Origin of the sequence: Campylobacter ornithocola (genome assembly GCF_013201605.1) — a bacterium.
In the GTDB taxonomy this organism is placed as follows: Bacteria; Campylobacterota; Campylobacteria; order Campylobacterales; family Campylobacteraceae; genus Campylobacter_D; species Campylobacter_D ornithocola.
Genome location: NZ_CP053848.1, coordinates 1040701 through 1063762, shown reverse-complemented (window position 1 = coordinate 1063762; position 23062 = coordinate 1040701). Strand labels below are relative to the sequence as shown.

Sequence of the window (23062 nt, the reverse complement as noted above, 5' to 3'; positions counted from 1 at the left end):
AGGATAGATAAAATGTTAAGATCATTGTACACAGCAGCATCAGGGATGGTATCACAACAAACACAAATTGATGTAACATCAAATAATATTTCAAATGTTAATACAGTAGGTTATAAAAAATCACGTGCAGAATTTGCAGATTTGATGTATCAGACGATGAAATATGCAGGTACTTCAACCTCAAGTACCACAAAACACCCAAGTGGTATAGAAGTAGGTCTTGGTTCAAGAGTAACAGCTGTGAGTAAAATTTTTAGCGAAGGTAGTTTAAAGCAAACTTCAACTTCAGGCCTTGATATGGCAATTGCAGGTAATAATGGATTTTTCCAAATTCAAATGCCTGATGGAACTATAGCTTATACTAGAAATGGTCAATTTACCAAAGATGCTGAAGGAAATATTGTAAATTCGGATGGCTATAGACTTTTACCAGAAATGACTATACCTGAAGATGCTACAGCTATTAATGTGGCAAGTGATGGAACGGTTTCAGTAATGCAGCCAGGAAATACAGCTGAAACTCAAATAGGTCAAATTGAGCTTGTAAATTTTATTAATCCCGCGGGCTTGCATGCTTTGGGAGATAATCTTTTAGTAGAAACTGATGCAAGTGGAGCGCCTATTGCAGGTATAGCAGGAGAGAATGGATTTTCTGTTATCAAACATGGCTTTGTAGAGCTTAGTAATGTTCAGCTTGTAGAAGAAATGACAGATCTTATCACAGGGCAAAGAGCTTATGAGGCAGGCTCAAAGGCAATCACTACAAGTGATGATATGCTTGGTATAGTAAATCAATTAAAACGCTAGAATTAACTAGCGTTTTATAATATGCAAAAAATATTAAAAAAATACTAAAAAAATCCTATTTATAAATACTTATAAAATATTCTTTATTATAATGTAAATTTAAACTAATCATAGTAATATTATATTCATGTATTCTTTATATACATAAATAAACAATAACGAGGGATATAATGAACAGAAGGGACTTCATTAAAAATACCGCTATTGCTAGTGCTTGTGGTGTTGCAGGTCTTAGTGTTCCAAGTAGTGTGCTTGCAAATACTGAGAATAAATGGCGTTGGGATAAAGCTGTTTGTAGATTTTGTGGTACAGGCTGTGGAATTTTAGTTGCAAGTTTAGATGGTAAAATTGTTGCTGTAAAAGGAGACCCAGCAGCTCCAGTAAATCGTGGGTTAAATTGTATTAAAGGTTATTTTAATGCAAAAATTATGTATGGAGAAGATCGCTTAGTAACACCTTTACTTCGTGTAAATGCAAAAGGTGAGTTTGATAAAAAAGGAAAATTCCAACAAGTTTCTTGGCAAAGAGCTTTTGATGAAATGGAAAAACAATTCAAAAAAGCCTATAAAGAAAAAGGTGCTGAGGGAATTGGAATTTTTGCAAGTGGTCAATATACTATACAAGAAGGATATGCTGCTGCAAAATTAGTAAAAGCTGGTTTTAGATCAAATAATATAGACCCAAATGCACGTCATTGTATGGCTAGTGCTGTTGTTGGTTTTATGCAAACTTTTGGGGTTGATGAGCCTTCTGGTTGTTATGATGATATAGAGCTTACTGATACTATTATTACTTGGGGTGCAAATATGGCAGAAATGCATCCGATTTTATGGTCAAGGGTAAGTGATAGAAAATTAAGTAATTTAGATAAAGTTAAAATCGTAAATTTATCTACTTTTTCTAATAGAACTTCTCATATAGCAGATACTGAAATCATTTTCAAGCCAAATACTGATTTAGCTATTTGGAATTATATCGCTAGAGAGATTGTTTATAATCATCCTGAAGCTATGGATAAAGAATTTATTGAAAAACATTGTATTTTTACAACAGGTTATGCTGATATTGGTTATGGAATGAGAAATAATCCAAACCATCCTAAATTTAAAGCAAGTGAAAAAGATACTGTAGCAAAACAAAATGCTATTATTGTAGATGAAGAAGAAGCAGTATCTTTGGCTTATTTGGGTGTAAAAGCAGGCGATAAATTTGAAATGAAACACCAAAATACTCCTGATGCACATTGGGAAATTTCTTTTGAAGAATTCAAAAAAGCTTTAGAGCCTTATACGCTTGATTATGTTGCTAAAGTTGCTAAGGGTAATAAAGATGAGAGTGTAGAAGAATTTAAGAAAAAACTTCAAGAATTAGCCAATCTTTATATAGAAAAAAATAGAAAAGTTGTAAGTTTTTGGACTATGGGCTTTAATCAGCACACAAGAGGTACTTGGGTAAATGAGCAAGCTTATATGGTGCATTTTTTACTTGGTAAACAAGCTAAACCAGGTAATGGTGCATTTTCATTGACAGGGCAACCAAGTGCTTGTGGAACCGCAAGAGAAGTAGGGACTTTCTCACATCGTTTACCTGCTGATATGGTAGTTGCAAATCCTAAACACAGAGAGATTAGTGAAAAAATTTGGAAAGTTCCTACAAAAACGATTAATCCAAAACCAGGTGCTCCATACTTAAAAATCATGAGAGATTTAGAAGATGGAAATATCAAATTTGCTTGGGTGCAAGTAAATAATCCTTGGCAAAATACAGCTAATGCAAATCACTGGATAGCAGCAGCTAGAGAAATGGATAATTTTATCGTTGTGAGTGATTGTTATCCAGGAATTAGTGCTAAGGTGGCAGATTTAATTTTACCAAGTGCTATGATTTATGAAAAATGGGGTGCTTATGGTAACGCTGAAAGGAGAACTCAACACTGGAAGCAACAAGTTTTACCTGTAGGTGAGGCTATGAGTGATACTTGGCAAATCATGGAGTTTGCAAAACGTTTTAAATTAAAAGAAGTTTGGGGTGAAACTAAGGTAAATGATAAACTTACTTTGCCAAGTGTTTTAGAAGAAGCTAAAGCTATGGGTTATAACGAAGATGATACTTTGTATGATGTATTATTTGCTAATAAAGAAGCAAAATCTTTCAAAGCTAAAGATAATATTGCAAAAGGATTTGATAATTCTGAAGTATTTGGCGATGAGAGAAATGTTATAGGTAGCGATGGTAAAGAATTTAATGGATATGGATTTTTTGTACAAAAGTACCTATGGGAAGAATACCGTAAATTTGGCTTAGGTCATGGGCATGATTTGGCTGATTTTGATACTTATCATAAAGTAAGAGGTTTAAGATGGCCTGTGGTAAATGGTAAAGAAACTCAATGGAGATTTAATACTAAGTTTGATTATTATGCTAAAAAAGCTGCTCCAAATTCAGACTTTGCATTTTATGGAGATTTTGCAAAAGAATTGCCAAAAGGTGATTTACTTGCTCCACAAACTAAAGAAAAATATAGCTTGAAAAACAAAGTGAAAATTTTCTTTAGACCATTTATGAAAGCACCTGAAAGACCAAGCAAAGAATATCCATTCTGGTTATGTACTGGTAGGGTTTTAGAGCATTGGCATAGTGGAACTATGACTATGAGGGTTCCTGAGCTTTTCCGTGCAGTGCCTGAAGCACTTTGTTATATGAATGAAGATGATGCTAAAGCTATGAAAATCAATCAAGGCGATATTGTATGGGTAGAGTCACGCCGTGGTAAAGTAAAAGCTAGAGTAGATTTTCGTGGTAGAAACAAACCTTCTAAAGGTCTTGTATATGTGCCTTGGTTTGATGAGAACGTATATATTAATAAAGTTACACTAGATGCAACTTGTCCATTGTCTAATCAAACAGATTTCAAAAAATGTGCCGTAAAAATTACTAAAGCATAAAAATGAAAAATAGAAGAGAATTTTTAGCCTTTGCTTTTAAGCTTTTATGTATAGGAAGCGGAAGTGCATTTTTAGCAAGCTTAGCATTTAGCTCAAATCAGGAGTATTTTTTAAGACCTCCTGGAGTAGATGATGAAAAAGAATTTTTATCAAAATGCATACGATGTGGACTTTGTGTAAAAGCTTGTCCTTATGATGTTTTAAAATTAGCAAATTTAGAAAATAGTGCTAAAAATGGCACACCTTTTTTTATAGCAAGAGAAAATCCTTGTAGATTATGCGAGGATATACCTTGTATAAGAGATTGTCCTACAAATGCACTAGATCATAAATATCTAGGGCAAAAAGATGGAATTTATAAAACAAAAATGGGTATAGCTATAATTGATAGTGCAAGTTGTGTTGCCTATTGGGGAATTCAATGCGATGCTTGTTATAGAGCTTGTCCTTTAATAGATAAGGCATTAAAGCTTGAAACAAAACGCAATGAAAGAACAGCAAAGCATGCATTCTTACTGCCTGTGGTAGATCATGAAGTATGTGTAGGGTGTGGGATTTGTGAAAAAGCCTGCATAACACAAAAAGCTGCTATTAGAGTGTTGCCTAGAGAATTTGTTTTAGGAAAAGTTGGGGATAATTACATCAAAGGTTGGGATGAAAAAGATGAAAAACGTTTGCAAGATGTAAACACAGATAAAAATTTCAATAAAAACAAGGCTAAAGATTATCTTAATGATGGAGAATTGCTATGAAATATCTTATTTTAAGAAGAATAGTGCAATTGTCTATTTTAACTTTTTTTTCTTTTGGTGTATTTAATTTTATATTAAAAGGAAATTTAAGCTCTTCGGTTTTATTTTCTTCTGTACCGCTAAGCGATCCTTTTGCATTTATTCAACTTGTTTTAGCAAGTTTGCAAGTAGATTTAGTGGCTTTAAGTGGTGCTTTGATAGTATTTTTATTTTATGCTATTTTTACTGGAAGAGCGTTTTGTGCTTGGGTTTGTCCTGTAAATATCATTACCGATTTTGCTTATTTTGTTAGAAATAAATTAGGCTTTAATCAAGCAAGAGTTTTTAATGTAAATAAAAATTTGCGTTATTATATTCTAGCTTTTGTTTTAGTTTTTTCTTTTCTTTTTTCCTTTCCTGTTTTTGAGGAATTTTCTTACATAGGAATAATCCAAAGGGGGGTTATTTTTGGTGGTATTTCTTGGCTTTTTGTAGCTTTGATTATTTTTTGTATAGATACATTTTTTAGTCCAAGATTTACTTGTTCGCATTTTTGTCCTTTAGGGGCTTTTTGGGCCTTAAGTTCGCATTTTTCATTACTAAAAGTAAGATATAACTTACAAAAATGCACTAAGTGTTATAAATGCCTTGGAGTGTGTCCTGAAAAGCAAGTACTTTGGATGATAGGTAAAGAAAATCAAGATGTAAAATCAGGTGAGTGTATAAGATGTGGAAAATGTATTGATGTTTGCGGTGATGATGCTTTAGGTTTTAGTATAATAAATTTAAGGAGAGAAAATGAAAAATAAAATCTTTTTATCCTTAGCAGCAGCTGTTTTAATAAGTGCTTGTGGGCTTGCTGTTAAAAGTGTTGATTCAAAAGATATAGGTTTAAGAAAAACAAGCTTAGAAAGTGAAAATGTAGAGTTATTGGATGCAAAATATTCTCAAGCTTTAGCTGGTGAATCTGTTTTAATTGAGAGATCCTTTGAAAATGCTCCACCGTTGATTTCGCATACTTTAGAGGATATGCTTCCAATTACTAAAGATAATAATATTTGTTTAAGTTGTCATGATAAAGCAGTGGCAAAAGATTTAGCTGCAACATCACTTCCAAGTAGCCATTATTTTGATTTGAGAAAAAATAAATCAACTAAAGATATGGTAAGTGATGCTAGATTTAATTGCACACAATGTCATGTGCCACAAAGTGATGCAAAACCTTTAGTAGGAAATAGCTTTGAAGCTAAATTTAAAAGCGAGGAATCAAAGAAAAAATCTAATCTTTTAGATGTTTTAAATGAGGGTGTAAAATAAAATTATGAAAAAAATATTTTTAATCTTACTGGTGAGTGTATACGTATTTAGCTATGAGCTTAAACTTGATTCAAATTTAAATGCTTTAAAACTTGTTGATGATAGTTTGTTTATAGGGCTTGATAATGGAGAAATAAATCAATATTTCATTAAAGATAAAAAAATGCAAAAAATCACTCAGCTAGATAAGATTAAAAATTTTTATGAAGAAAATCTTAGCCCTAGAATTTATAGTATTGATTACTTAAATGGGGCTATTTTGATTTTAAGTGAAGGTGATTTTGGAAGCAAAAAATTACATGTTTACAAAAATAAACAACTTTTAAGCTATGATTTAACTAATGATGGAGTGAAAAAAGCTTTGTTTTTAGATGATAATACTATTTTATTAGCCTTGCTAGGTTCTAATATAGAGCTTTTTGATCTAAAAACAAAAAGTGTTGTAAAAAATTTTACTTTTTCTAGTTCAAGCTTAAGTGATGTGGTTTTAAATGAAACAAAAACTCAATTAGTGGCAGGTTTTGAAAGTGGCGAAATAATACTTTTTGATGTGAAAAGATGGCAAAAAATAAAAAGTTATAAGAGTATTCATAAGGATAATATTTATCAACTTGATTTTAAAAACACAATTATTGCAAGCTGTAGCACTGATAGAAAATTAGGTATAGTGCAAAATGACCAAGAAAAAAATATAGAAAGAGATTTTTTGATTTATACTTGTGCTTTAAATAAAGATGGCTCAATAGCAGTTTTTGGAGATAATGAAAAAAATATCATAGAACTTATAGATACTAAAAGCTTAAAAACAATAAAAAAATTCCAAAATAAAGATTTTTTGCTAGAATATCTTATATTTTTAAACGAGCATGAGTTTATTAGTGCAGGTTATGAAAACAAAATTATATTTTGGAGTATAGATGAATCTTTCTAGTGTGTTGATTTTAACTAAAGAAGAAAAATTAGAAAAACTTAAAAAGCAAATTCAACAAACACCTTGTTGTAGTGTGGAATTAGCTCAGGATGAAAAAATTATAGTAGTAATAGAAAGTGAAAATTTAGATGATGAGTTAAAAGCATATAAACAATTAGAACAACTTGATGGGGTAGTGAGTATTAATATGGTTTTTTCTTATCAGGATTTAGATGAAGAAAGAGAAAAAATACTAAAAGCAAACTTTGAAGCAAAAGTTTTTGATGAGAATTTAAAAAAAGACAATTTAGAATACTATGGTAGTATTTTTAAAAAGTATTAAAATGGTTTTTCTAATTCCTTTGATTGTAGTTATATCTTCTATTTTTATTATTGATTATTTTTATTTTTCTAAAGAAAACGAAACAATTAAAAATCAAAAACAAATAGAGCAAAAAAACACCAATCAAGACAAACAAAAATACCTTGAAAGCATTTTAAATCAAAAATAATTATGCATATACAAATTTCATACAAAAAATTCTTTTGGATTAATATTTTAGTCGTAATTGCCCTTGCTTTAAATTTAAGAGCACCTATAACTTCCATAGGTCCTATGATAGAATATATCCAAGAATATTATAAAATAAATTCAGCCTTAGCGGGTATGTTAACAACTTTACCTTTAATAGCCTTTGGGCTTATATCTTTTTTTGTAGCGTATTTTTCACAAATCAAAGCTTTGTTTTTTGCTTTAATTTTAATTGTTTTTGGAGAATTTATTAGAAGTTATGGAGGAAATATAGGTTTATTTTCTGGTGTTTTTTTAATTGGAGCAGGTATTGCAATAGCTAATGTTTTATTGCCTTCATTTGTAAAAGAAAAATTTGCTAAAAATACTTATAAAATAATGGGCTTATATGGATCGGTCATAGGTTTATCTTCTATTGCTGGCGTGGCTTTGTCACTTCCTTTACTTAAAATTTTTGAAGTACCTCAAGCTATGTTTTTTTGGGTGATTTTAGCTTTGACTGCTTTAGTTTTTTATTTTCCGCATTTGAAAAATAAAAGATTGTTACGCCCTAAAAAGAAAAATATCAATAGAATAAATCTTTTTTTAAATTTAACAGCTTGGAAAGTTACCATTGTAATGGGATTACAAAGTTTTTTATCTTATAGTCTTTTTGCTTGGCTTAGTGTGATGATAAGCGAAAAAGGTTTTGGGATTGACTTTGGTTCTAATATTTTATTATTATCTCAAGTTATAGGTATGCCTGTAGCATTTTTACTACCTATTGCTTTAGGAAAACTTAGAACACACGCTAAGAGTTTTGTTATCGTGCTGTTGGGTTTTTTATATGTCTTAAGTTTTATTTTGGTATTTCTTTGTGATGTAAAATTAGTGTTGTTTTTAACAGCTATTTTTTTGGGCTTTGCTTCTAGTGGGGTTTTTACCATATCTTTATTATTTATTGCTATAAAAAGTTCAAATTCTCTTATAGCAGCAAAACTTTCTGCTATGTCGCAAGGTATAGGATATTTAATAGCAGCTCAAGCACCTTGGATTGTAGGTATGCTTCATGATAATTTTAGAAGTTTTACTTCAGGTTTTATCATGCTTATTATAGTAGCTATAATACTTAATATTTTTGTATTTTTAGCTTATAAAGCTCCTGTGATTAAGTAAAAATTAAAATAAATTAAAGTCTTTTTTGTTAGAATTTTAATATTTTAATTTTTGTGAGTTGAAAATGCGATATACAGTAACAGAGGCTTCTATTTATGAAGCACAAGGCTTAAAAGATGAAGCTTTGGAAATTTATAAAAATATATTAAAACAAGATCCACAAAACAAAAACGCTATTGATGCTATAAGGCGCTTGAGTGGTTTACGTTCTAATCATGAAGATTTAAATTATGATATGCTTGATTTTTTTGTTAATATGAAAAGTGAAGAAGAAATTAATGAATTTAAAAGGTGGTTGATAAAGCTATGAATATAGAAGATTTGGCAAAGATGGCTATTAGTGAAGTTAATTCAGAATTAGACAATAAAAAAAATAAAAATGATGAATTTGCTCCTATGGTAGAGGAGATTACTCAAGAAAAAAACACTCAAGATAAAAAAATTAAAGAAGAAATCAGTAAGGTTGCGCAAGAATTAATCCAAGAATTAGATGATTTAGAAGTAAAAGTTAAAAATGATAAACAAAATGTCGCTATTAAAGTTGAAGCTTTAGAAGAAAAAGAAGAAAGTATTGTTAATAACGAAGAATTTTTCTTAAAAAATCTTAGAGAGCGTATTTTGGTTTTATTTGAAGGTCTGAAAAATACTAAAGATGAACATACAGAAAAAAGATTAGATATGACTATTACTTTTTTAGAGTTTTTGCTTGCAAAGATTGAAGATAGACTTAAAAAATGATTATGATTTTTTAAGTATCAAGAATATACTTAAGCCTTATACACAAAGGGCTTATTTAGTTGGTGGTTGTGTAAGAAATTCTTTTTTAGATTTATCTAGTGATGATTATGATATAGAAATTTATGACATTAACCCTAGACTTTTTGATGAACTTATGCAAAAACTTGGAGCAAATGGAGTAGGAAAAAGTTTTTATGTATATAAATACAAAAAATTTGATTTAGCTCTAGCACGATATGAAAACAAAATTTCTATAGGACATAGGGGTTTTGAAGTTAAAGTTTGTAATAATGAGCAAGAAGGAGCTAAAAGAAGAGATTTTACTATTAATGCATTGATGGTAAATATTTTTGATTTTAAATTTTTAGATTTTTTTAATGGTTTGCAAGATTTACAAGCAAAGATTATAAGACACATTGATGATAAAAGTTTTGTTGAAGATAGTTTAAGGGTACTTCGTGGAATTTCTTTTGCGTGTAGATTTGACTTAATGATTGCAAAAGAAAGTTTAAAATTAATGCAAACTATGGATATAAGTGATTTATCTAAAGAACGTATTAATAATGAACTTTATAAGATTTTTAAAACCTCAAAACTTGATAAGGCATATGAGTATTTTAAAATTTTAAATTTAGAAGAAAAAATATTTTTTCATCAAAGCTGTAATAAAGAATTTGAAAGACTTTTAGAACAAAGTCAAAAAATAATTTGCGATGAGGCTTTGTTTTTGTATTTGTATTTGAATTTTTTTCATATAAATAAAGAGGATTTTTTTAAAAAAACAAAATTAAAAAAAGAACTATTAAAAAAATGTGAACAAGAATTTATTTTAGGTAAAATCGATGATTTTGATTTAGCTAAAATTGCTTTAAAAATGCCACTTTGCAAATGGCTTGGGCTTTGGAGTGATGAACGTATTATGCAAGCTAAAAAACTAAATTTATATAATTATGCTTTTGAAAGTAAAATTAGCGCAAAAGAATTATTTAAAGAAGGGTTTAGTGGAAAAGAGCTTGGAATTGAACTTGAAAAAAGAAAATTACAAGAATTAAAAAACTATATAAAGGAGCAAAAATGAATGAATATATTTTAAAAATTTCATGTAGCGACGAGAAAGGATTAATTTATAGAATTTCAGATGTTATTTTTAAATACAGAATCAACATTATAAAAAATGATGAATTTGTTGGAGAAAATCGTTTTTTCTTTAGAGCACATTTGGAAGGCGAGCTTGATATAAAAGCTTTTAAAGGGACACTTGAAGCCATGCTTCCTGATAATGCTCTAATTGAAATTACACTAAAGAGAAAAAAAGATATTATTGTTTTAGCTACTAAAGAAACTCATTGTTTAGGTGAGTTGCTTATCCGTCAATTTAGTGGAGAATTCAAAGCTAACATTAAAGCAGTAATTGCAAATTATGATGTATTAAAACCTTTGGTAGATAAATTTAATATACCTTTTCATACTATCTTAGCACAAGATTTAAGTAGACAAGAGCATGAAGAAAAACTACTAGAGTGCTTAAAACAATATGAGTTTGATTATATTGTTTTAGCAAAATATATGAGAATATTATCTCCATCTTTTGTGGAGCATTTTGAAGGAAAGATTATTAATATTCACCATTCTTTTTTACCTGCATTTATAGGAGCTAATCCTTATAAGCAAGCTTATGAAAGAGGGGTTAAGATTATAGGTGCAACAGCACATTTTGTAAATAATAATTTAGATGAGGGACCAATTATTACTCAAGATGTTATACCAGTTACTCATGAGTATTCTTGGCAAGCTATGCAACAAGCTGGACGTAATGTTGAAAAAAATGTTTTTTCTAAAGCTTTGGATTTAGTGTTTGATGATAGAATTTTTATACATAAAAACAAAACAATAGTATTTTAATTTTTGATGCCTTTGTGGCATCAAAAATTAGCAAGAATAACAAGTTTTAAACTCATATGCAGTTGGTCTAGCTTCTACAGGCCATACTTGAGTTTCAAATTTCATATGTTGATAATCATCAATAAACACATCACTCATAACAGGCTTTAAAAAAGCATTTTTTCTAATAAGTGCTTCTAAGGATCCCCTTAAAGTATGAGGCAATTGTTCTATGCCTTTTTCTCTAATCTCATCTAAAGTCAAAGCAAATAAATTTTCATCCATAGGGCCAACTGGTATGGTTTTGTTTTTTATACCATCAAGTCCTGCCATTAGCAAGCTTGCAAAAGCTAAATATGGATTAGAAGTGCTATCAGGGAATCTTATTTCAACTCTTGCACTTTTTTCATTAATACCATAAGGTACGCGACAACTTGCAGAACGATTTTGACAAGAATAAGTTAATATACAAGGAGCTTCAAACCCTGGAACTATTCTTTTATAAGAATTTGAACTAGGATTAGTAAATGCTGCAACGCTTCTTGCATTAGCCAAAATTCCACCGATATAATTAATCGCACATTCACTTAGCTTTCCATAGCCTTCTTTATTATAAAATAAATTAACCCCATCTTTCCAAAGACTCATATGTACATGCATACCGCTTCCATTGTCTCCATAGAGTGGTTTTGGCATAAAGGTTGCTGTTTTTCCATTTAAGTGTGCTACCATTTTTACTACATATTTATAAATTTGCACATTATCAGCAGCTTCCACTAAATTTCCAAATTCTACACCAATTTCAGCTTGACCTTGTGCTACTTCATGATGATGCACAAAAGTTTTTAAACCAACTCTTTCTAGGACTTGCACCATTTCAGCTCTAATGTCCACACTAGAATCAATAGGGCTTACCGGAAAATATCCACCTTTATTTCTTGGACGATGTCCGCTATTATAGCTATCTGCAAAATCTTTATTATCATTCCATTCACCTTCTTCGGTATCAACTTCATACTTTGCACAATGAGAAGAATCAACTATTTTTACATTATCAAAAATAAAAAACTCATTTTCAGGTCCAAAATAAGCTGTGTCAGCGATATTGCTTGTACCTAAGTATTGCATAGCTTTTTTTGCAATACTTCTTGGACATTTTTCGTACATTTGCTCTTTGTAAATATCGTATACATCGCAAATTACTATAATAGTGGGATCAGCTGTAAAAGGATCTAAAAATGCACTTTCAACATCAGGTTTTAAAATCATATCTGATTTTTCTATAGGTTGCCAACCGTGTAAAGAGCTTGCATCAAAAGGAATTCCATTTTCAAATGTTTTATCATCAATTGCTTTTATATTGTAAGTAATATGATGCCAAGTGCCTATCATATCAGTAAATCTAAAATCAACAAATATCACTTCATGCTCTTGGCAATAGCTGAAAAACTCATCAATATTATTTACAAATTTACCCATTTCTTCTCCTTTTAATAGGTTTGATTTATTTTTTTAAGATTGTAGTATATTTTTTTTAAATTAAGTTTAAATTAATATTTTTTTTATTATCAAATGTAAAAAAGTTATTTCGTGTATTATTTTAAAGAATTAATTTATAAAATTAATATTGGTTTATATTTTTTTATAATATAATTTAGAATTAGTTTTTATTTTTAAAAAAGGTGTGACAATGACTCAAGAAGAATTAGATGCTTTAATGAATAGCACTGAAGACCTAGATCTTGATTCTGTAGAGGAAAATACAGAAATGAAATCTGAAACAGATTATGAAGACGAGGAAAAAAATCAGCAAATCGTAAATGATATGATTAACGGTGATTATAAAGCAAGAGCAGATATGGCTTGGCCACCACCACCACCTAGTAAAGAGCATAAAGTTGTACACCAACTTGATGATGTTACAAGAGATAGTGAAATTAAAGCTACCGAAATGATGGAAAAGTTAGAAGCTATTAATGATTTTTTTGCAAATTCGGAAAATGAGCTTTGTGTAATTAGTGATGCTTTAAATAAAAATATAGAAATTTTTGAAAAACTGAATACAAGATTTCCTAATGTGGTAAGTTTTAAAGAAGCTATTGAAACAAATAATAATGCTAAAAATATCATAGATGAAATTACAGGTTGTTTGCAAACAGGACAAGATGAGGTTATGATGGCAATGGATGCTATGCAATATCAAGATATTCATCGTCAAAAAATTGAGCGTGTTATTAATGTTATGAGAGCTTTAAGTAGATATATGAGTAGTTTATTTGAAGGTAAAATTGATGATGAAAAGCGTGTTGGATCGGCTGTTCATATTCAAGGAGATTCTACTACTGATGTTGTAAGTAATGATGATATCGAGGCTTTAATTGCTAGTTTAGGAAAAAAATGATTATTCCTGAAATAGTAGCTCCTGCGGGTAATTTTGTAAAATTAAAAATAGCATTAGCATATGGAGCTGATGCTATTTATGCAGGAGTGAGTAATTTTTCACTAAGAGCAAGAACTGCTAGAGATTTTAATTATGAAACTTTTAAAGAAGCTATTGACTATACTCATGCAAGAGAAAAAAAAATTTATGTAACTATCAATGGTTTTCATTTTAGTTCACAAATTGAAGGTTTAAAAAGACATATTTTAAAATTAAAAGAAATGAAACCTGATGCTTTTATAGTAGCTTCTGTGGGTGCTATGCGCTTAGTTAGAGAACTTGCACCTGAAATTAATCTTCATGTATCTACTCAGGCTAATATTTTAAATTATTTAGATGCGCAAGTTTATAAAGATATGGGTGCAAAACGTGTTGTTGTAGCAAGAGAGCTTGGTTTAAAAGATGCAAAAGATTTAAAAAATAATTGTGATATAGAACTTGAAAGTTTTGTACATGGTTCTATGTGTTTTGCATATTCTGGTAGATGCTTAATTTCTTCAGTGCAAAGTGGACGCATGAGTAATCGTGGATCATGTGCGAATGATTGTAGATTTAATTATGAGCTTTATGCAAAAAATCCAGAAACAAATACGCTTTTTAGATTAGAAGAAGATGAAAATGGCACACATGTGTTTAATTCTAAAGATTTAAATTTAAGTTCATATATTCAAAAAATTATGCAAGAAAATTGTATACATGCTTTCAAAATAGAAGGAAGAACAAAAAGTGAGTACTATGTAGCTTTGACTGCAAGAACTTATAAAATGGCAGTGGAAGATGTGTTGCAAAATACTTTTGATGCGGCTAAATATGAAAAAGAAATTTACACTTTAAAACACAGAGGTTTTACAGATGGATATTTAGTTTCAAGAGCTTATGAAAAAACAGATTCTATTAATCATAAGACAAGCATAGAAGAAGGAACTCATCAAGTGCATGCAATGAGTGAAGATGGTGAGTATTTTAAATGTAAAGGTAAAATAGAATTAAATAAAGAATATGAAATTTTGGCTCCAATGGATACTGATATAGAATTAGGGGAAAATAAACTAGGTTTGATTTATGAAAACGATGGTAAGAAATTTATGGTATTTAAACAATTATTAGCTAAAAATAATAAAGAATTTAGTGAAATACACAGTGGTAATGAAAATGAAATTACTTTGCCATTTAAACTTCCAGAATTTAGTTTTTTAAGAAGGAGTGTTGAATGAAATTTGTTTCTGTGTTGATGGGAAGTAAGAGTGATTATGATGTAGTAAAAGAAGCTTTAAAGATTTTTGAAAAATTTGATGTTAAATATGAAGTATTAATTACTTCGGCACATAGAAGTCCTCAAAGAACTCAAGAATATATTAAAAATGCCGAAGATAAAGGCGCTAAAGTGTTTATAGCAGCAGCTGGTATGGCAGCACATCTAGCAGGAGTTGTTGCTGCACATACTACTAAACCTGTTTTAGGTATACCTATGCCAGGGAGTAATTTAGCTAGTATGGACTCTTTGTTTTCTACTGTTCAAATGCCAAGTGGAATTCCTGTAGCAACAGTAGCTATAGGTAAAGCAGGGGCTATTAATGCGGCTTATTTAGCTGTACAAATTTTGGCTATAGAAGATGAAGTTTTAACGCAAAAATTACTAGAAGATAGAAAAAAACAACAAGAAAAACTTATTCAAGATTCTAGTATGATAGAAGTTTTTCTTTAAGGAGCATATATGCAAACTTACTTGGAATTAAAAGAATTTTGTCAATTAGTACATTTATCTGAAGATGTTGTAAAAGGAATGATGGCAAATGGCGCTTTAAATTTCAAAGAAGAAGAGAATAAAATTTATATAGAGGCTAATCAAGGTACTTTTAGCGTAGTGCCTATGAGTTCAAAACAACCTGCTATGGTAAATTCTATGACATTAGCAGGAGAGAGTTTTGTAGAAAAAACAATAGGAACTATTTTAAATTTACATGAAAAAGTGCTTGATGCTAAGGATGAAACTTTAGAGGCTTTAAAGGGTGAAAATAAATTTTTAAAAGATGCTCTTTATTCTATGCAGGAACTTTATGATGAGGATAGAAAGACAATAGAAAATCTTAATGAACAGCTTAAATATGCTCGTAATGAAGTAGAATTTCTAAAAAGAAAATATAAAATGATGTGGAATAAAACAGTAGAATTGTATGCAAATTCACCTGAAAAGCCAGAAGAAATAAAGGAAGAAAAATGACCTTTTCTCAAATGATATTAAATTTACAAGAGTTTTGGCAAAAACAAGGTTGCGCTATTATGCAACCTTATGATTTTCCAGCAGGTGCAGGGACTTTTCATCCAGCAACCTTTTTAAGAAGTTTAGGTAAAAAGCCATGGGCAACCGCTTATGTAGCACCAAGTAGAAGACCAACCGACGGAAGATATGGCGAAAACCCTAATAGATTGGGAGCTTATTATCAATTTCAAGTTTTAATCAAACCAAGTCCTGATAATATCCAAGAATTATATTTAAAAAGTTTAGAAAATTTAGGGTTTGATTTAAAATCGCATGATATTCGTTTTGTTGAAGATAATTGGGAAAGCCCAAGTTTAGGTGCTTGGGGTTTGGGTTGGGAAGTTTGGCTTGATGGTATGGAGGTAACACAATTTACCTACTTTCAGCAAGTTGGTGGTATAAGCGTAGATTTAGTGAGTGCTGAAATCACCTATGGCTTAGAAAGACTTGCAATGTATTTGCAAGATGTAGATAATGTATATGATATTGTTTGGAATGAATTTAATGGTAAAAAAATTACCTATAAAGATGTTCACAAACAAGGTGAGTTTGAGTTTAGTAAATATAATTTTGAAGTAAGTGATGTGAAAACTTTAAATATACAATTTGAAAATGCTTACAATGAATGTAAAAATGCCCTAGAAGCAAAACTTGCTTTGCCTGCTTATGATTATTGTATGTTAGCAGCACATACTTTTAACTTACTTGATGCAAGAGGAGCTATTTCGGTAACCCAAAGACAAGATTTTATGCTTAAAATTAGAGAATTATCTAAAAACTGCGCCTTGGTTTATAAAGAAAGTTTAGATGATAATTAAAGAAATTTATGATTATTTAGATACTATTAGTCCATTTAGCACGCAAAGTTCATGGGATAATAGTGGCTTATTGCTTGGATCTTTTGATCAAGAAGTGAATAAAATTTATCTTGCTCTTGATGTAGATATGCATTTAATCGAAAATGCAAGTGAAAATTCGCTATTTATAGTTCATCATCCTTTGATTTTTAAAGGTTTAAAAAAATTAAGTGGTGTATTTTATCCACAAAACCTTCTTACTAAAATGATACAAAAAAATATAGCTTTAATTGCTATGCATACAAATTTTGACTTAAGCCATTTAAATGCTTATTTTACTAGTGAAATTTTGGGTTTTAAAATTAAAGAGCAAAATGAGTTTTTAATTTATTGTGATGTGGATTTTCAATTAGATATATTAGTCAATCATGTTAAAAAATGCCTAAAACTTGATTATATTAGGGTTGTTAATGCTCATCAGGAAAAGATAAAAACTTTAGCAATTTGTACAGGTAGCGGAGGAGATTTGATCTCTAGTGTTAAAGCAGATTGTTTTTTAAGTGGAGATTTTAAATATCATCAAGCCTTGGAAGGCTATCACAACAAACTTAGTTTGATTGATATGGGACACTATGAAAGCGAATCTTGTTTTAGTGAAATTTTAGCAAAAGATTTGCAAAAATTTCATTTAGAAGTTATAATATCAGTTTCAAAAAATCCATTTCAATATTTTTAAGGAAAATTTCAATGAATAAATACCTAGAACAACTTATAACTTTATCACAAATTGATAAAGAACTTGATGGTTTCACAAATAAAGTAGAAGATGCTACAAAAGATTTAAAAGAAAAGCGTAATTTGCTTGATAAAACTGAAGAGGAAATTGCAGGCTTTGAGAAAGATATCAAAGATATAGAAAATCAAAAAATTCAAAACAGTAACCATATTGCAGAATTTGGTGTGAAAATCAAAGAAATAGCTAAAAAAAGTGCTGCAGTAAAAACTGAAAAAGAAGCAAATGCTTTAAAAATTGAAGAGGACATAGCTAAAGAACAACTTGATGCAGCAAATGAAGAAATAGAAAGATTAGATAAAATTTTAGAAAATAAAGAAAAATTTATACAAGAATTGCAAGCTAAAAGAACTGAACTTGAAAATGAAGTGGATCAAATTGACGCACAAACCAAAGCTGTATTGGTGGATATTGAAAAAGATAGATTGCAAATTTATGATAAAAAAGTAAAGCTAATGAGTGAAACAAATCAAAAAGTTTTAACTTTTTATGAAAAAATTAGAAAATGGGCGGGAAATAGTGCTGTGGTTCCTGTTAAAAAACATGCTTGTTATGGCTGTTTTATGAGAATTTATGATAAAACTTATTTAGCGGTTTTAAAAGGCGATGAAATCATAACTTGTCCACATTGTGGAAGAATTTTATATAAAGAAAGAGAAGAAAATCAAAATTGATTTTTTTTTATTATATTTTTGCTGTGATGATATATATAATCACAGCGCCTTTTTTGTTGGTTTTAAGCTTTTGTAAGGAAAAATATAAAAAATCTTTAAAATCAAGATTTTTTCTTTATAAAAATTTAAAGCAAAAACAAGGTGATATATATTTTCATGCTTGTTCTTTTGGTGAAATTAAAAGTATTGCTTCTTTGATAAAACTTTTTCCAGATTGTAAAATTTCAACCATAACTCAAACTGGCTTTGGTGAAGCTTTGAGATATTCCAAAAAAGTGAATTTTTTTCCATTTGAAATTTTTGTGCCTTTTTGGATGAGACCTTGTAAAGTTTTGGTTATTTTTGAAGCAGAACTTTGGCTTATGCTTGTGTTTATGGCTAAATTTTATAATGCAAAAGTAGTTTTATTAAATGCTAGAATTAGTGATAGATCTTTAAAAAATTACGAGCGTTTTAGTTTTTTTTATCGTTTAGTTTTTAAATACATAGATGTTGTATTTGCACAAAGTCAAAAAGATAAGCAGAGATTAGAAAGTTTAGGTGCTAGAAATGTTATTGCATATAAAAATATTAAAGCAAATATAAGACAAGAGCAGGTAAAAAATTATTCAAAACCTAAAGGTAGGATTATTATATTTGCTAGTACTCATGAAAATGAAGAACAATTATTGCTTAATGAAATTAAACTAGAAGAAAATGATAAATTGATTATTGCTCCAAGACATCCAGAGCGTTTTGGTGAGGTTGAGGGGATTTTAAAAGATTTTTGTCAAAAAAACTACTATAATATGCAAAAATTTTCAGATTTTACTTTAAGTGAAGATAATTTTGCAAATTTTTTCAAGACCAAATGTTTATTATTAGATACTTTGGGGGAGTTGGAAAATTTTTATAAGATTAGTGATGTGGTTTTTTTGTGTGGCTCTTTTATAAACAATATAGGTGGACATAATCCTATAGAAGCAGCTAGATGGAATAATATTATTATTTCAGGGAAATATTATTTTAATCAAGAAAGTTTATATCAAGAAGTTGATGGTTTGTATATTTGTGAGAATGTAAAAGATATAAATAATTTTTTAAAGCAAAAAATATCACAAGCACAGATTAAAGAACAAAGTGATTTAAGTGAAGTTATATTAAGTATAAAAGAAGGTTTAGATGCAAGAAAAAGCTTATAAATTGCTTGCAATGCAAGAAAAAATTTCTAATAACGCAGCAAAAGATTTGATTGACAAAGGCTGTGTTTTTGCTATGGGCAAAAAGGTTGTTATAGCTAGAGCTTTGATGAGTTCTAAAACAAGATTTGTTGTGCAAAAAATAAAAAAAGCAAAAATGCTTTTTGAAGATGATAAAATCATAGCTTTAAATAAGCCTTATGGAGAAATTAGCGAAAACTTAGAGAATGTTTTTGGTGCAAAACTTATTAACAGACTTGATAAAGAAACAAGTGGGGTTTTGCTTTTAAGCAAAGATGAGGAATTTAGATTAAAATGTATTCAAGAATATAAAAAGCAAAATGTTTATAAAAGTTATTTAGCTATTGTTGATGGAGTGATTGCTGAAGAACTTGAAATTTGTGAAAAAATAACTACTATAAAAAATAAATCTGGAGCCTTTAGTAAAATCGATAAATTTGGTTTAGAAGCTCATACTCAAATTGTACCTTTAATGGTAAATGCTAAAAAAACCTTAATAAAAGCGGTCATTAAAACAGGTAGAACGCATCAAATCAGAGTGCATTTAAATCATATAAAACATGGTATTATAGGTGATGAAAAATATGCAAAAATTAGCTCTTCTAGGATGTATTTGCATTCTTATGAAACGCATATTTTTGATTATCAATTTAAAGCCTTGCTTGATGAGAGCTTCAATGCTTATGGTTTTGAAATAAAAAATTTAAATTTTTAAAGGCGTTTAAAGCTAAAAGGGTTTATAATTTAGCTTTTTAAAATTTTAATAAAAGGGAAAATAAAGTGTTTGAGATAGTTAGTGAGTCATTTAAATCCGCAGTTAATAAACTTCGTTTTGTTGATGATGAAAAAGCTTTAAAAAATGCTCTTGACACTTTAAAAAAAGCCCTTTTAAAAGCAGATGTGCATCATAAAGTTACTAAAGAGTTACTTATTTTAGTAGAAAATGATGTAAAAACTAATGGCATAGGCCAAAAACAATTTTTAGACTCAATTAAGAAAAATTTAGAAGAAATTCTTAGTGTTAAAGGTAAAAATCAAGGTTTTGTATTTGCTAGTAAACCACCTACGGTTGTTTTGATGTGTGGTTTGCAAGGTGGTGGTAAAACTACTACTACGGTAAAAATTGCCAATTACTTAAAGCTAAGAAATAAAAAAGTACTAATTGCTGCATGTGACTTGCAAAGATTAGCTGCGGTAGAACAACTAAGACAACTTACCCAAGCTAATGAGCTTGATTTGTTTTTCATAGAAAATGAAAGCAATCCTTTAAATGTAGCTAAACAAGCTTTAGAAAAAGCAAAAAATTCCATGTATGATGTTTTGCTTGTAGATACTGCCGGTCGTTTAGCGATTGATGTAGCTTTGATGAATGAGCTTAAAGAAGTAAAAGCTATTTTAAATCCTGATGAAGTATTTTATGTAGCTGATGCTATGAGTGGTCAAGATGGTGTTAAAACAGCAAGTAGCTTTAATGAAGCTTTAGAAATTACTGGGGTTATTTTAAGTAAATTTGATGCAGATACTAAAGGCGGTGTTGCGCTAGGCATAGCTAAACAAATTGGTGTGCCTTTAAGATTTATTGGTGTTGGTGAGAAAGTAGCTGATTTAGAAGTGTTTATCCCTGATAGAATTGTTAATCGTATCATGGGTGAGGGTGATTTAGCGACTTTGGCTGAAAAAACTGCAGCGATTATTGATGAAAAAGAAGCAAAAAAACTTAATAAGAAAATTAAAAAAGGCGAATTTAATTTTAATGATTTTTTAAATCAAATGGAAAGCGTTAAAAAACTTGGTAGCATGAAATCAATCATTGGTATGATACCTGGCTTATCATCTATGGCAGCAAATATTAAAGATATTGACTTGGATAATTCTAAAGAAATTATTCATATCAAGGCAATGATTTCATCAATGACACCAAAAGAAAGAGAAAATCCTGATTTGCTAAATAATGCAAGAAAGCGTCGTATTGCAGAGGGTGCTGGTTTGTCTCAAATGGAAGTAAATCGCTTTTTAAAACAATTTAGTAATGCAGCTAAGCTGGCAAAGAAATTTTCAAACAAAAAAGGAATGGAAAATTTTATGAATATGTTGCAGCAAGCTAAAAGACCGCAATGATTAAAACTTTTTTATGGATATATGAGTTAAAATATCTATAACAAAATTTTAATTTTTTTAGGAGTATTAAAATGACAGTAATCAGACTTACAAAAATGGGACGTAAAAAAAGACCATTTTATCGTATAGTTGTAACTGATAGCAGAAAAAGACGTGATGGTAGCTGGATAGAAAGCATTGGATATTACAATCCTATGGTTGAGCCTGAAGTGGTAAAATTTGATGCTGAGCGTTTAGCTTATTGGAAAAGCGTAGGTGCTAAATTAAGCGATAGAGTAGCAGCTATTACAAGCAAATAAAAATGGTTGAGAATTTTTTAAGAGAATATGCAAAATTAATTGTTGATTTTCCTGAAAAAGTTGATATACAAAGACAAAATTTAGAAAACAATTTTGCTGAAATTATCATTTATGTCGATCCATCTGATACTGGTAAGTTGATCGGAAAAAATGGAAAATTAATTAACGCGATAAAAACAGTCATTATGGCTTATAAAGTTAAAGATGCAACTTCATATCGTATAACGGTAAAAGCCATTGAAGAATGATTTAGTCCAAGTTGCCAAACTTGGGAAAAGTGTTGGTTTAAAAGGTTATGTAAAATTACATAATCTTAGTGATTTTTATGAGCAGTTTAAAATAGGTGCTAAATTTTTTGATATTAATCAAAAAATTTACACCATAAAAGCTTTTGATAAAACTAGGTCTTTGGTTTTATTTGAAGACTTTGAAAGTGTTGAGATTGCTAAAACATTAACTAATATTATTCTTTTTCAAACTATTGAAGCTACAAAAGAAACTTGTAAGCTAAAAAAAGATGAGTATTTTTATTTTGACATAATTGGATGCAATGTTATTGAGAATGAGCAAAAATTAGGTGTAGTTGAAGACATTTTAGAAAATGGAGCAGGGTTTTTATTTTGTGTAAAATGTGATGAAAAACTGCAGACAAAGACTAAAAACTTTTATATCCCTTATGTTGATAAATATATTCAAAAAATTGATATAGAAAATAAAAAGATATTCACACAATCTGCTTTAGATATTTTAGAAAATTCATGAAGTATACTTTTGTAAGTTTATTCCCGGAGCTTATTGAGCCTTATTTTCAATTTTCGATTTTAGCAAAAGCGAAAGCAAAAGGTATTTTAGAATTTGCTTTTGTTAATCCTAGAAATTTCACTACTAACAGGCATTTAAAGGTAGATGATTATAAAATAGGTGGAGGTGCAGGACTTTTGTTGCAAACTCAGCCTTTGTATGATTGTTTAACACATATAAAAAATCAAGATGCAAATGTACATTTTATTTTTCTTTTGCCTTGTGCTAAGACTTTTAAACAAGTTGATGCTAAAAGATTATGCGAAAAAGATCACATCTGTTTTGTAAGTAGTAGATATGAAGGCTTAGATGAACGTATTGTGGAAGAATTTGCTAATGAAATTTTTTCTATAGGTGATTTTATACTTACAGGCGGAGAGTTGGCGTCTTTAGTAATGAGTGATGCTATAAGTCGCAATATCAAAGGTGTACTTGGTAATAGCGAAAGCTTGAATGAGGAAAGTTTTGAAAACGATTTATTGGAAGCTCCATCATTTTCCAAACCTTTTATTTTTGAAAAGGAAAATAAAAAATTTTATGTACCTTCAGAGTTTTTAAAGGGAAATCACGCTAAAATAACAGCTTTAAAAACTACTTTGGCGTCTTGCAAAACGAAATATTTTCGTCCTGATTTGTATCAAAAGCATGAACGCAAATTTTAAGGA

General features: G+C 29.6%; 28 protein-coding genes. 27 read left to right on the top strand and 1 reads right to left on the bottom strand.

Translation table 11 applies throughout. From position 1 onward, the window contains the following. Positions 1-12 precede the first annotated feature (12 nt). The 13 genes from flgG to purU all read left to right on the top strand — a co-directional run bounded on the left by flgG (position 13) and on the right by purU (position 11037). A complete protein-coding gene (flgG, locus tag CORN_RS05510) occupies positions 13-807 on the top strand; it encodes a flagellar basal-body rod protein FlgG (RefSeq protein WP_039626513.1) in 795 nt (264 codons plus the stop codon). Positions 808-977: 170 nt separating this feature from the next. After that, the gene (gene napA / locus CORN_RS05505) at positions 978-3752 is read left to right on the top strand and encodes a periplasmic nitrate reductase subunit alpha (protein WP_066008654.1); all 2775 of its coding nucleotides are present in this window, start codon (positions 978-980) and stop codon (positions 3750-3752) included. Between the two features lie 2 nt (positions 3753-3754). After that, positions 3755-4504, top strand: a complete 750-nt coding sequence (gene napG / locus CORN_RS05500; protein ID WP_066008655.1) for a ferredoxin-type protein NapG — start codon at positions 3755-3757, stop codon at positions 4502-4504. Beyond that, entirely contained in the window at positions 4501-5292 is a 792-nt protein-coding gene (napH, locus tag CORN_RS05495) for a quinol dehydrogenase ferredoxin subunit NapH (RefSeq protein ID WP_066008656.1), read from the top strand. Before napG ends, napH begins: the two co-directional genes overlap by 4 nt. Then, the gene (locus tag CORN_RS05490) at positions 5282-5800 is read left to right on the top strand and encodes a nitrate reductase cytochrome c-type subunit (protein WP_066008657.1); all 519 of its coding nucleotides are present in this window, start codon (positions 5282-5284) and stop codon (positions 5798-5800) included. The genes napH and CORN_RS05490 overlap by 11 nt, the downstream gene beginning before the upstream one ends. Before the next feature lie 4 nt (positions 5801-5804). After that, entirely contained in the window at positions 5805-6731 is a 927-nt protein-coding gene (locus tag CORN_RS05485) for a WD40 repeat domain-containing protein (RefSeq protein WP_066008658.1), read from the top strand. Continuing rightward, a complete protein-coding gene (locus tag CORN_RS05480; protein WP_066008659.1) occupies positions 6718-7053 on the top strand; it encodes a chaperone NapD in 336 nt (111 codons plus the stop codon). The genes CORN_RS05485 and CORN_RS05480 overlap by 14 nt, the downstream gene beginning before the upstream one ends. A 1-nt stretch (position 7054) precedes the next feature. Next, positions 7055-7222, top strand: a complete 168-nt coding sequence (locus tag CORN_RS05475; protein ID WP_167348868.1) for a hypothetical protein — start codon at positions 7055-7057, stop codon at positions 7220-7222. Between the two features lie 2 nt (positions 7223-7224). Beyond that, positions 7225-8397 carry an MFS transporter gene (locus CORN_RS05470; RefSeq protein WP_066008661.1) on the top strand — a complete coding sequence of 391 codons (1173 nt, stop codon included), beginning with the start codon at positions 7225-7227 and terminating at the stop codon, positions 8395-8397. 64 nt (positions 8398-8461) lie between these two features. Further along, positions 8462-8707 (top strand): hypothetical protein, encoded by a 246-nt coding sequence (locus tag CORN_RS05465; protein ID WP_039619653.1) that lies wholly within the window; start codon positions 8462-8464, stop codon positions 8705-8707. Next, positions 8704-9135 (top strand): effector protein CiaD, encoded by a 432-nt coding sequence (gene ciaD / locus CORN_RS05460; RefSeq protein WP_066008662.1) that lies wholly within the window; start codon positions 8704-8706, stop codon positions 9133-9135. Before CORN_RS05465 ends, ciaD begins: the two co-directional genes overlap by 4 nt. Further along, positions 9104-10213, top strand: coding sequence for a tRNA nucleotidyltransferase/poly(A) polymerase family protein (locus CORN_RS05455; RefSeq protein ID WP_066008663.1), 1110 nt, complete (start codon positions 9104-9106; stop codon positions 10211-10213). Before ciaD ends, CORN_RS05455 begins: the two co-directional genes overlap by 32 nt. Further along, the gene (purU, locus tag CORN_RS05450; protein ID WP_066008664.1) at positions 10210-11037 is read left to right on the top strand and encodes a formyltetrahydrofolate deformylase; all 828 of its coding nucleotides are present in this window, start codon (positions 10210-10212) and stop codon (positions 11035-11037) included. The genes CORN_RS05455 and purU overlap by 4 nt, the downstream gene beginning before the upstream one ends. 27 nt (positions 11038-11064) lie before the next feature. Here the strand turns inward: purU and glnA are convergent, their stop codons facing one another. After that, complete coding sequence (gene glnA / locus CORN_RS05445; protein ID WP_066008665.1) at positions 11065-12495, bottom strand: type I glutamate--ammonia ligase; 1431 nt, start codon at positions 12493-12495, stop codon at positions 11065-11067. Between the two features lie 211 nt (positions 12496-12706). Here glnA and CORN_RS05440 point away from each other — a divergent pair, with 211 nt between their 5' ends. From CORN_RS05440 to trmD, 14 genes are all read left to right on the top strand, one after another. Beyond that, positions 12707-13417: a chemotaxis protein gene (locus CORN_RS05440; protein ID WP_066008666.1), complete on the top strand. Its 711-nt coding sequence runs from the start codon at positions 12707-12709 to the stop codon at positions 13415-13417. Then, positions 13414-14670: a peptidase U32 family protein gene (locus tag CORN_RS05435; protein WP_066008667.1), complete on the top strand. Its 1257-nt coding sequence runs from the start codon at positions 13414-13416 to the stop codon at positions 14668-14670. Before CORN_RS05440 ends, CORN_RS05435 begins: the two co-directional genes overlap by 4 nt. Next, entirely contained in the window at positions 14667-15161 is a 495-nt protein-coding gene (gene purE, locus CORN_RS05430) for a 5-(carboxyamino)imidazole ribonucleotide mutase (RefSeq protein ID WP_066008668.1), read from the top strand. The genes CORN_RS05435 and purE overlap by 4 nt, the downstream gene beginning before the upstream one ends. Before the next feature lie 9 nt (positions 15162-15170). After that, entirely contained in the window at positions 15171-15677 is a 507-nt protein-coding gene (locus CORN_RS05425) for a DUF3972 domain-containing protein (protein ID WP_066008669.1), read from the top strand. Next, positions 15674-16534, top strand: coding sequence for a glycine--tRNA ligase subunit alpha (gene glyQ / locus CORN_RS05420; RefSeq protein WP_066008670.1), 861 nt, complete (start codon positions 15674-15676; stop codon positions 16532-16534). The genes CORN_RS05425 and glyQ overlap by 4 nt, the downstream gene beginning before the upstream one ends. After that, the gene (locus CORN_RS05415) at positions 16524-17249 is read left to right on the top strand and encodes a Nif3-like dinuclear metal center hexameric protein (RefSeq protein WP_066008671.1); all 726 of its coding nucleotides are present in this window, start codon (positions 16524-16526) and stop codon (positions 17247-17249) included. The genes glyQ and CORN_RS05415 overlap by 11 nt, the downstream gene beginning before the upstream one ends. A gap of 11 nt (positions 17250-17260) precedes the next feature. Then, complete coding sequence (locus CORN_RS05410) at positions 17261-17980, top strand: zinc ribbon domain-containing protein (protein ID WP_066008672.1); 720 nt, start codon at positions 17261-17263, stop codon at positions 17978-17980. Then, positions 17977-19161 (top strand): lipid IV(A) 3-deoxy-D-manno-octulosonic acid transferase, encoded by a 1185-nt coding sequence (gene waaA / locus CORN_RS05405; RefSeq protein WP_066008673.1) that lies wholly within the window; start codon positions 17977-17979, stop codon positions 19159-19161. The genes CORN_RS05410 and waaA overlap by 4 nt, the downstream gene beginning before the upstream one ends. Next, positions 19142-19894 (top strand): pseudouridine synthase family protein, encoded by a 753-nt coding sequence (locus tag CORN_RS05400; RefSeq protein WP_066008674.1) that lies wholly within the window; start codon positions 19142-19144, stop codon positions 19892-19894. Before waaA ends, CORN_RS05400 begins: the two co-directional genes overlap by 20 nt. 65 nt (positions 19895-19959) lie before the next feature. Continuing rightward, complete coding sequence (ffh, locus tag CORN_RS05395) at positions 19960-21297, top strand: signal recognition particle protein (RefSeq protein ID WP_066008675.1); 1338 nt, start codon at positions 19960-19962, stop codon at positions 21295-21297. 71 nt (positions 21298-21368) lie between these two features. After that, positions 21369-21596 (top strand): 30S ribosomal protein S16, encoded by a 228-nt coding sequence (rpsP, locus tag CORN_RS05390; protein WP_012661702.1) that lies wholly within the window; start codon positions 21369-21371, stop codon positions 21594-21596. Between the two features lie 2 nt (positions 21597-21598). After that, positions 21599-21844, top strand: a complete 246-nt coding sequence (locus tag CORN_RS05385; RefSeq protein ID WP_012661701.1) for a KH domain-containing protein — start codon at positions 21599-21601, stop codon at positions 21842-21844. Then, complete coding sequence (gene rimM / locus CORN_RS05380; RefSeq protein ID WP_066008676.1) at positions 21834-22358, top strand: ribosome maturation factor RimM; 525 nt, start codon at positions 21834-21836, stop codon at positions 22356-22358. Before CORN_RS05385 ends, rimM begins: the two co-directional genes overlap by 11 nt. Further along, positions 22355-23059 (top strand): tRNA (guanosine(37)-N1)-methyltransferase TrmD, encoded by a 705-nt coding sequence (gene trmD / locus CORN_RS05375; RefSeq protein ID WP_066008677.1) that lies wholly within the window; start codon positions 22355-22357, stop codon positions 23057-23059. Before rimM ends, trmD begins: the two co-directional genes overlap by 4 nt. Positions 23060-23062 lie beyond the last annotated feature (3 nt).

What these genes read in the sequence shown, in the direction of transcription:
- CORN_RS05410 (WP_066008672.1), top strand. Translation starts at nt 17,261, where the DNA reads ATGAATAAATACCTAGAACAACTTATAACTTTATCACAAATTGATAAA.
- napH (WP_066008656.1), top strand. Translation starts at nt 4,501, where the DNA reads ATGAAATATCTTATTTTAAGAAGAATAGTGCAATTGTCTATTTTAACT.
- napA (WP_066008654.1), top strand. Translation starts at nt 978, where the DNA reads ATGAACAGAAGGGACTTCATTAAAAATACCGCTATTGCTAGTGCTTGT.
- flgG (WP_039626513.1), top strand. Translation starts at nt 13, where the DNA reads ATGTTAAGATCATTGTACACAGCAGCATCAGGGATGGTATCACAACAA.
- CORN_RS05470 (WP_066008661.1), top strand. Translation starts at nt 7,225, where the DNA reads ATGCATATACAAATTTCATACAAAAAATTCTTTTGGATTAATATTTTA.
- CORN_RS05435 (WP_066008667.1), top strand. Translation starts at nt 13,414, where the DNA reads ATGATTATTCCTGAAATAGTAGCTCCTGCGGGTAATTTTGTAAAATTA.
- napG (WP_066008655.1), top strand. Translation starts at nt 3,755, where the DNA reads ATGAAAAATAGAAGAGAATTTTTAGCCTTTGCTTTTAAGCTTTTATGT.
- CORN_RS05485 (WP_066008658.1), top strand. Translation starts at nt 5,805, where the DNA reads ATGAAAAAAATATTTTTAATCTTACTGGTGAGTGTATACGTATTTAGC.
- purU (WP_066008664.1), top strand. Translation starts at nt 10,210, where the DNA reads ATGAATGAATATATTTTAAAAATTTCATGTAGCGACGAGAAAGGATTA.
- CORN_RS05385 (WP_012661701.1), top strand. Translation starts at nt 21,599, where the DNA reads ATGGTTGAGAATTTTTTAAGAGAATATGCAAAATTAATTGTTGATTTT.
- CORN_RS05465 (WP_039619653.1), top strand. Translation starts at nt 8,462, where the DNA reads ATGCGATATACAGTAACAGAGGCTTCTATTTATGAAGCACAAGGCTTA.
- CORN_RS05490 (WP_066008657.1), top strand. Translation starts at nt 5,282, where the DNA reads ATGAAAAATAAAATCTTTTTATCCTTAGCAGCAGCTGTTTTAATAAGT.
- CORN_RS05440 (WP_066008666.1), top strand. Translation starts at nt 12,707, where the DNA reads ATGACTCAAGAAGAATTAGATGCTTTAATGAATAGCACTGAAGACCTA.
- glnA (WP_066008665.1), bottom strand. Translation starts at nt 12,495, where the DNA reads ATGGGTAAATTTGTAAATAATATTGATGAGTTTTTCAGCTATTGCCAA.
- rpsP (WP_012661702.1), top strand. Translation starts at nt 21,369, where the DNA reads ATGACAGTAATCAGACTTACAAAAATGGGACGTAAAAAAAGACCATTT.
- CORN_RS05415 (WP_066008671.1), top strand. Translation starts at nt 16,524, where the DNA reads ATGATAATTAAAGAAATTTATGATTATTTAGATACTATTAGTCCATTT.
- CORN_RS05475 (WP_167348868.1), top strand. Translation starts at nt 7,055, where the DNA reads ATGGTTTTTCTAATTCCTTTGATTGTAGTTATATCTTCTATTTTTATT.
- ciaD (WP_066008662.1), top strand. Translation starts at nt 8,704, where the DNA reads ATGAATATAGAAGATTTGGCAAAGATGGCTATTAGTGAAGTTAATTCA.
- purE (WP_066008668.1), top strand. Translation starts at nt 14,667, where the DNA reads ATGAAATTTGTTTCTGTGTTGATGGGAAGTAAGAGTGATTATGATGTA.
- glyQ (WP_066008670.1), top strand. Translation starts at nt 15,674, where the DNA reads ATGACCTTTTCTCAAATGATATTAAATTTACAAGAGTTTTGGCAAAAA.
- trmD (WP_066008677.1), top strand. Translation starts at nt 22,355, where the DNA reads ATGAAGTATACTTTTGTAAGTTTATTCCCGGAGCTTATTGAGCCTTAT.
- CORN_RS05425 (WP_066008669.1), top strand. Translation starts at nt 15,171, where the DNA reads ATGCAAACTTACTTGGAATTAAAAGAATTTTGTCAATTAGTACATTTA.
- CORN_RS05480 (WP_066008659.1), top strand. Translation starts at nt 6,718, where the DNA reads ATGAATCTTTCTAGTGTGTTGATTTTAACTAAAGAAGAAAAATTAGAA.
- CORN_RS05400 (WP_066008674.1), top strand. Translation starts at nt 19,142, where the DNA reads ATGCAAGAAAAAGCTTATAAATTGCTTGCAATGCAAGAAAAAATTTCT.